This is a genomic window from uncultured Mucilaginibacter sp. (assembly GCF_903893715.1).
Lineage (GTDB): Bacteria > Bacteroidota > Bacteroidia > Sphingobacteriales > Sphingobacteriaceae > Mucilaginibacter.
Map to the genome: position 1 here is coordinate 24,329 of NZ_CAITNG010000059.1, position 8,553 is coordinate 32,881.

2 protein-coding genes are annotated in these 8,553 nt (G+C 49.2%); one reads left to right on the top strand and one right to left on the bottom strand.

What is annotated here, in order from left to right:
- Positions 1-67 precede the first annotated feature (67 nt).
- On the bottom strand, positions 68-5,680 hold the full coding sequence (locus QZX97_RS07570; protein ID WP_295651026.1) for an MG2 domain-containing protein: 5,613 nt from the start codon (positions 5,678-5,680) through the stop codon (positions 68-70).
- Positions 5,681-5,905: 225 nt separating this feature from the next.
- Here QZX97_RS07570 and QZX97_RS07575 point away from each other — a divergent pair.
- On the top strand, positions 5,906-8,553 hold a 2,648-nt coding region (locus QZX97_RS07575; protein ID WP_295664542.1), incomplete at its 3' end, for an SNF2-related protein.

An 8,553-nucleotide genomic window follows, 5' to 3' on the forward strand; every position in this document is an offset into this window, starting at 1 on the left:
TAATTCTCCTGCCACGCCAAACCGCTGTTAAACCATTCACCATTGACCACTCACAGCTCACCATTCTTTACTTCACCACAGTCACCCACTGCCCTTTGTCCAATGCGCTGATGGAGTTGTTGTACATGGCCTCGCAATATACCCCCGGCTGGTAAAATTTGCCTAAATATGCCGCGTTGAGCATCACAAAATAGATAACTTCCTTGCCTTCGGGTAAACTGAAATAGGTGTACACGCGGTCGTCGCGGATGTCTGTATAATCCGATTCCGAGGATTTAAAGGCCGCGTCGTTGTCCATCATCCTTGTGTTCAATATTTCCCAACCCGAAGGGAATATCTGCGAAAGCGCCATATTATCATACCGTCCGCGGTGGCCGGGGTTTTTGATTTTCACCTGCGCCACAAAGTCGGTGCCCTGTTTCAGGCTTACCGGGTCGACCGGAGTGCCATTGAGGCTGAAATACGAAACGCTCATTTGCAGCACATCGGGCTTGCTGATGGGTTTTACATCCTCGCCGCTAACGAGCTGTCCTTTTTGTATCAGCCTGAGGTAGAGCTTGTTTTTCCCGGTGTTTTGCAGGGTTATTTTACCCGATTGCGTTTTTACCGGCAACGACCAGATATACGACGAGGAACTGATACTCCCCTTTGCCGTGCTTGCCTGGTAATTGAACAAAAGTTTGCTTCCTGAAGCGTTCTTGCCACAATATTCGGCGATGGCGATGAGGCTATAGGCGGTGGTTTGGGTACTGTACCAATCGTCCTGCGAGAGGTGCGCGGCGATATTGCGCATAACGGCCGCTGCCTGGGCATGCTGCCCCAAAAGCGTTAGTGTTTCCAATATCATGGCATCGTCGCGCAGGTCGGACCCATAGGTGCCGAACAGCGTATAATAGGGCTTGATGGTGGTTGGCAGGCCGGCTACCATGGCGGTTGCCACTTCGGGCTGCCCGGCCAGTTTATAAGCCGCCGCAAGCCTCCATTTGGCCTCGATACTGATATAGGGGAATTCTTTTAACCGGTTCATGGCGCCAAGCTCGGGGGCATGAGCAAGTGCCAGCAGGTACAGGCGATAGGCTTGGTCAAGGTCGTTCCCGTAAAAGCTGTGCGGGTCGGGCGCCCACGAAAGTGCTTTTTTGCGCTGGTAAGTTTTCCAGTGGTCGATAAAACCTACCGGTAGGGCATAGCCCGCCGCCTGCGCGGCCAGCATAAAGTGGCCTGCATAATTGGTTCCCCAATCGTCGGGCTCGCCAACGCCGGACCAGTAGCTGAGGCCGCCGCCCGGTAACTGGAAGCCCTGTAACCTGCTGATGCCCGATTTGATATCGCGGCTGGTAAACGCCTTTTGGGCATCGCTCAGGTCGGTGAGTTGACTTAAATATAACTGCGGGAATACTGCCGAGGTGGTTTGTTCGATACAGCCATAAGGGTATTCTATCAGGTAATCCAATCGTTTCGACAGGTTGATGGCCGGTATAGTAGATGCCTCCAATGTTGTTTTGTTGGTGCCGCTCATGCCTATCGCGGTATAGTCGGTACTGTACGTTTCGCCGGGCAGCACCTCTTTTTCCAATACTTTCGTGATGGGCGGGTTGGGGTTGCGCACATCCAGTTCCACATCATAAGCCGCTTTTTCGCTGCCGCTTTGCGCGAGGATATGGACCTTGCCAACGCCGATAAAATCCTTCACATTCAGGTCGAAGGTGACCATTTGCTCGCCCGTTTTGGTAAAGTTTACGGTTTGATGGTCGTTACCGGCAAGGTTGCTGAAGGCATTGGACTGAATTTGAAGGTTCACCGTTTTTACATTGTTCTCCATCGCGAAAACAGTTACAGGCAATTGTACTTTTTCGGACGGACCAAGCACGCGCGGCAAGGTGGCCAGTATCATTAGCGGTTTTTTTACGGCCACGGCCTTATCGGCAAAACCATAGCTGCCCTGGTGCCCGGCAATCACCATCGCTTTTACCGAACCGATATATTGCGGCAAGGCAAAGGAATGGGTCTGCTTTTCGCCCGCGTCCAGGTGGAATGGCCCCAAAAACTTCACTACAGGTTTAAACCTGTTTACCGATATGTTTTTGTTGAGCGATTTGCCCCCTGCATCACCGCCGATACTTAAAATGCGCTCCAGGTCGCCGCCGTAGGCGCCGATCACATAATCGAACAAGTCCCAGGTTTTTACGCCCAGGGCCTCGCGGGCATAGAATGCTTCGTGCGGGTCGGGGGTTTTGTAATTGGTGATATCCAGCAGGCCCTCGTCGACAATGGCGATGGTATAGGTCATCTCTTTACCCGATGCTTCGGATACGGTAATGGCCGATGTGGTTTCGGGCCTTATCTTATCCGGCATATTAATGATGGGCTTGAGTACCGTTGCCGGGTCTTCCACCAAAATAGGGATGGCGCCATACATGCGGATAGGCAGGTCGTTCACTGTTTGCGAATGCGGTTGCAGCAGCGTAACATTCACAAACATATTGGGCGCCATACTGGGTTCCACTTTAAAGTGATATTGCGTTTCGCCTTTTTCGGTATTTATCCAGTCAGTTTTTAACACCTTGGTTCCGTTTTCGAAACTGATGAGCGCACGGCCGTTAGCCATCGTCGGGATGGTTAGCACCGCGTCCTCGCCCACCTTATAACTTGGTTTGCTGGAGGTAAAGGATAGCATAGCCGCCTCGGTCGGGTTGTCCTGCTGCAGGCGCTGGGCGTAGTTTGGCCAGTCCATATAAATTACTTTACCTGTGGAGTGCCCTGTTTCCTCATCTTTAACACGAATGAGATAGCGGCCCCAATCGGCTTCCTTTACATTCAGGTTCCATTCGCCACGACCGTCGTTCAGCGTTACACTTTCGGTTTTGACGAGCTTGTTGTACTTGTCTTGCGTAAAGTTGCTTATCTGGTCGCCGGTATTGTCCCACCACCAGCGCCATTGTATTTTATACAGCTCGACGGTTACCGTACGCCTTCCGCCTATCAGGTTGCCTTTGGTATCCACATCGGCTATATCAAATTTGTGGTTTTGACCGGTGTACAACATCCCCGAAAGGGCCTGGCCTTTTTCGGTTTTGATACCTACGTAACCCGGATAAACATTGTAAGGTATGCTCACCTGGCTGATGCTGAAATTACCACCCGGTTCGAACACTTTTACTTCGAAATTGGCTTTTAATTGGCCGGGTGCCTGTTTTTCAACATTTACGTCTGCATCGATATTGGTATTTCCTTCGGCATCCAAGCGCCCGTCGAATACGTTTTCGACCTGCGTGTCAAATTGTAGCGTCGGGTCGTCAAAATCGTACCCTTCAAAGTTTTTGAATACGGTTTTTTGCGAGGACAGGTAAGCATCGACCTTGGCCTTTAAATTTTGCGCGGTGCCGCCGAACAGCCATTTGGCATTTAAGGTACCGGCGGTGTTTTGGCCCTTGGTCAGTTCCTTCTTGTCGCCAAAGCTTAGGTTCAGTTTAAGGCGGTTTGGCATAATGGTTTCCACCTTGATGTTTTTTTCGAAGACGGCGCCGCCCACTTTTACCTTTACTTTCCAGTTGCCGGTGATGTCGGAGGTTTGCGTAGCCAGGTGGAAGCTATAAAAACCATCCACCGACGTGTTGCGGGTAAGGGTGGTATACAATTGGCCTTCGGGATTATAAAAATCCAGTTCCACCGGGTGGTCGGGCGGTAGTTTGTTCTGCTTATCCTCCAAAATAAACGAAACAAAAATGCTGTCGCCGGGTCGCCATACGCCACGCTCGCCATAAATAAAACCTTTTAAACCGCTTTGCACTTCTTCGCCGCCAACATTAAAGCGGGTGAGCGGTAAGGAGCTGCCATCGTCTAATTTGAGGTAGCCGCGCTCATCGCCGCGTTTGGCCACCAACAGGTAAGGTTTGCGCGGCATGTCGAACTTGGCCAGGCCGTAATTATCGGACGTGGCTTTATAAATGACCTGCTTTTGGTAGTCCAAAAAGTCGAGCTCAACGCCCGAAATGGGTTGAGCGGTCATCAGGTCGGTAGCCACAACCACCATACTGTTATCGGTACCCCTTTTGGCAACCAGGCCAATGTTCGAAGCGATGATGTTTCGTGTAGCCCATTTTTGTTTGGTATAGTACGAGTCGGTACATGGGTTATCCTTATCGCGCCAGTTAAAGCCGGCAGGGTAATAGCTATCATATCTTGTCCAAAAGGTGTCGTCTTCATCGTTAACGGACGAATTGTCGCTGCCCCCGCCATAATAGCCGCCTTCTTCTCCCTCATCATCGTTGTTGCCATTGCCTGTTTTAACCGGGCCTCCGCCATTGCAACCGTAGAGCGAATACGACCTGCGGAAACCGATGATGACCCGGTATATAGCGCCCGGCTCGCTACGGAACAGCTTGTCGATATCGAGCATAAAACGGTTCTTTTTGTTCAGGTTCACCGATTTATCGCCATCTAACCGGATGGTTTTTTCGACGATGGGTTTGCCCACGCGCCTTAGTTCATTTTCGCCGTTCACATCGTTGGTTTGAAAATACTGCGGCACGTTGTCTTCGTATATCTTGATGATGCTCACATCCACCGCGTTCAGGTTTACCGCTTCGAAAGGCATCAACAACTTGCCCGAGCTCGGTAAAATAACCCCCTTGCCGGGGATGCTTACGGCGGGCAGCTTATTCTCGAAAAATACATTCGCGGTATAGTTTTTCTGTATTTTTTGGTGCGATATGTTCTCAACGCCCTGGTTTACGAATACGCTGTAATTGCCATCCAACCGGTCGGACGAATACACCTTCACCTGGCTGCCATCAATGGTATAGGCGGGTTCGGTGGTATTGCCGATGCCGATGAGGCCGTTCAGCTCTTGTCCAACCATGATGGCGTCGGAAAACTGTACCAATACGTATTGTTCCTGATCCTGCACGGCTTTGATATCCAACACCCTGAAATCGCCGATGGCGGGCACATCATATTGCTGGTTGCCTTTTTTGTCGATGTTTAAGGGGCTGCCATCCCAGGTAATCGTGAGCGGGTTTACGCCGTTATCCAAACGCTTTAACCTGTCGATGGTGAAGGTATGGGTATGTGTGTAGGTATTGTGCTGCCAGCTCACATGCGTTTCGGAGCCATAATTTACATTGATAATCTTTTCAACTAAATCGCTCTTTTCGGCATCGGCGGTTTGAATCACTCCTTCCAGCTTCATTTGGTCGGTGGATGTGCGTGTTGCCGTCTGCAGTCCGTTAAAGGTGATGGTATAGTCGGGTTTGATGGTTTGGAATGTGAACTGGAATTTCTCGTAATAGTCGGGCACATGGACCACTTTGCCCAGCGCGAAGGTGGCACTATAAGCTTTGTCCGCATCGAGGTAATTATCGGGTTTAAACTCGATGGTGCGGGCATCCACCCAATAGGCTTTGCCCTTTACCGATGGCGAAATATCGAAGATATCGTCGGGCAATGCTTCGTTTTGTGTATGCACGCCTTCCACGTTGCCGGCCAGACGGATACGTATACCGCTCTCTTTCGAAATGATACCCGTGGTATACGATTCGATGTATTTGCTGAACGAGGTATCGATCGTGCTTTTTTTGTTTTTGTGAATGAAATAATAAGTTGCCCCGCCTACCAATATTATAAATGATAAGGTGTAAAGAATGCCCGCTTTGCTAAAAAGAGAGCTTTTAAGTGGAAACATGTTGAGTGGGATTAGTGATGTAAATTAGAAAATTTATATCACAAAATAATTCGCCGAAAAAAATATTTATTGCTGTAGGTTTTCGTGTTTTTATCTCATCCCGGAGCGTGAAGGTTATCATATTTTACATAAATTTAACCTCAAATCTTTCGGAATGCTGTATTTAATACATACGTTTGAATTTTTTGTTGATGTAACTTACCTAAATTTTTTACATCAACCTATATGTTACGCGTAGATAGCAGCAAGCCTTGCCAATTGGTTTACAGTATTTGTAAGCATGAGTTTTTAGGCTATGTTATTGAGCCACATATTGTTCAGCTAAATCCCAACGGCGAGTTTTCGCTCACCTACCAGCGCCTTTTTAGCAATACAGCAAAGGAGTTTACGCACTATATCGACGATACGGATATCAAGCTCATCAAAATATTGGATGAGTTAGAGCAGGGCGCCCTGATACGCAAGTACCATAAAAAGCAGATACGCCCCATCGAGTTCTTCGCCAAAATATTTAACGACCAGTTTTTTGATGTGATACGCCCCAAAATGGAGAAACGCCTGGTAGAGGCATTGGCCCATTTGCACGACAGGCAGATTTACCAGATGAGCAAGGAGGGTTACCCGGCCGGCAAAAAGGTTCAGATAGCTGCCGAGGCTGCTTCGGTGCTGTTCCACTTTCGGCGCAACGAGGAGGAGATACGCTATTTCCCCACTATCAAATACCAGGGCATGCGCATCGAGTTCATGTTTAAAAACGCCGAGGTAATATGCAACCAACCCGCCTGGATGCTGCTGGACGATGTGTTGTACTATTTCGATAAAGAAATTGAAGGCCGCAAGCTGGTGCCTTTTTTAAACAAGCGCTATATCGGCATACCACGGAGCAGCGAGCAGAGCTATATGGAAAAGTTTGTGGCGCCGCTCATCGAGAAGCACCATGTATATGCCGAAGGCTTTAAGATCATCAACGAAAAATACGAGGCGGTGCCTATCCTCAAACCTATTTATGTGGAGGGTGGGGTATCGCAACTGCAACTGTATTTTCGCTATGGGGAATATATGTTCCCTTACGGGGATGGACGCGTGGTTTCGGTGCGGATAGAAAAACAGGACGATGAGTATTGCTTTCACCGCGTAAAGCGTTCCATCAGCTGGGAAAAAAGCCGGCTGGAGTATGTCGAGGCATTGGGCCTGCGCGTGGTATCGAGCCTGTTCCAAAACCTGGAGGTAAGCGTAGCCGATGAGGATGCCGACCGCTCGTTCACGGTATTTGAGTGGATGAATCAGCACCACTATTTACTGGTAACCGAAGGCTTTGAATTGGAGCAACCCGAGGGACAAAAGCGCTACCTGTTTGGCAACAGCAAGATAGACCTGCAGGTAAAAGAAGGCAACGATTGGTTCGATATTCATGCGGTGGTGCATTTTGGCCCCTACGAGATACCATTTTTAGAACTGCGCAACCATATTTTGAACCATAAGAAGGAGTTTTTACTACCGAGCGGTGAGATAGCCGTAATACCCGAAAAATGGTTTTCGCAATACGGCAATCTGCTGGTATTTGCCGAGCATGACAAGGGCCTCAAGCTGCGCAAGCACCACATCGGCTTGATAAACGATTTAGCCGAAGGCGAGCTGGCGGGCATCAGCATTAACCGCAAACTACAACGCCTGGCCGATTTTGAGGAGGTGGAAGAGATAGCCATGCCGCAGCATTTTACCGGCACGCTGCGGCATTACCAATTGGCAGGCTATAACTGGTTCCACTTTTTAAAGGATTACCATTTTGGCGGCTGCCTGGCCGATGACATGGGCCTAGGCAAAACCATACAAACGCTGGCCCTGCTGCAAAAAAACAAGGAAGAAGCCGAAGCAAATGGCGGTAGCTGTACCTCGCTCATCATTATGCCCACCTCGCTCATTTACAACTGGCTGAACGAGGCCAAGAAATTCGCGCCCAAGCTGCGGCTGATGGTGCATACGGGTACCTTCCGCAATAAACAACCGGAAGTTTTTGGTAATTATGATGTGGTGATCACCACGTATGGCATTACACGCATTGATATCGACATCCTGAAAGCGTTTTACTTCGACTATATTATTCTGGATGAAAGCCAGAACATCAAAAACCCCTCATCAAAATCTTACCAGGCGGTTAAGCAGCTCAAATCGGGCTTTAAGCTGATATTGAGCGGCACCCCGGTAGAGAACTCGGTGAACGACCTGTGGACGCAGATGAGCTTTATCAATCCGGGCTTGTTGGGTAGTCAGAAGTTCTTTATGGACGAATTTGTTACGCCTATTGAGAAAAAGAAGGACGAAGATAAAGCCCGTAAACTGCAAGCGCTCATCAAACCCTTCGTATTACGCCGCACCAAAGAACAGGTAGCCACCGAGTTGCCGCCAAAAACCGAGAACCTGTTTTACTGTCAGATGAGCGAAGAACAGGCTAATGTTTACGAGGAAGTAAAATCCGAATACCGCAACGAGCTGCTGAAGAGTTTGGAAGACGGCACCTTTGCCAAAAAGCAGATACAGGTGTTGCAGGGCCTCATTAAGCTACGGCAGATAGCCAACCACCCAAGTATGATAGACGAGAACTACGAGGGCGATTCGGGCAAATTTGAAAGCGTTATCCACACGCTAAAAAACGTTTTGGATGGCGGGCATAAAGTGCTGGTGTTTTCGCAGTTTGTAAAGCAACTCACGCTGTACCGTCAGCATTTTGAAACCGAAGGCATACCTTATACCTATCTGGATGGCAGCACGCAGAACCGCGGTGAGATTGTGAAAAAATTTCAGGAGGACGAAAGCACGCGGGTATTCCTGATATCGATAAAGGCCGGCGGCGTGGGTTTGAACCTGACCGAAGC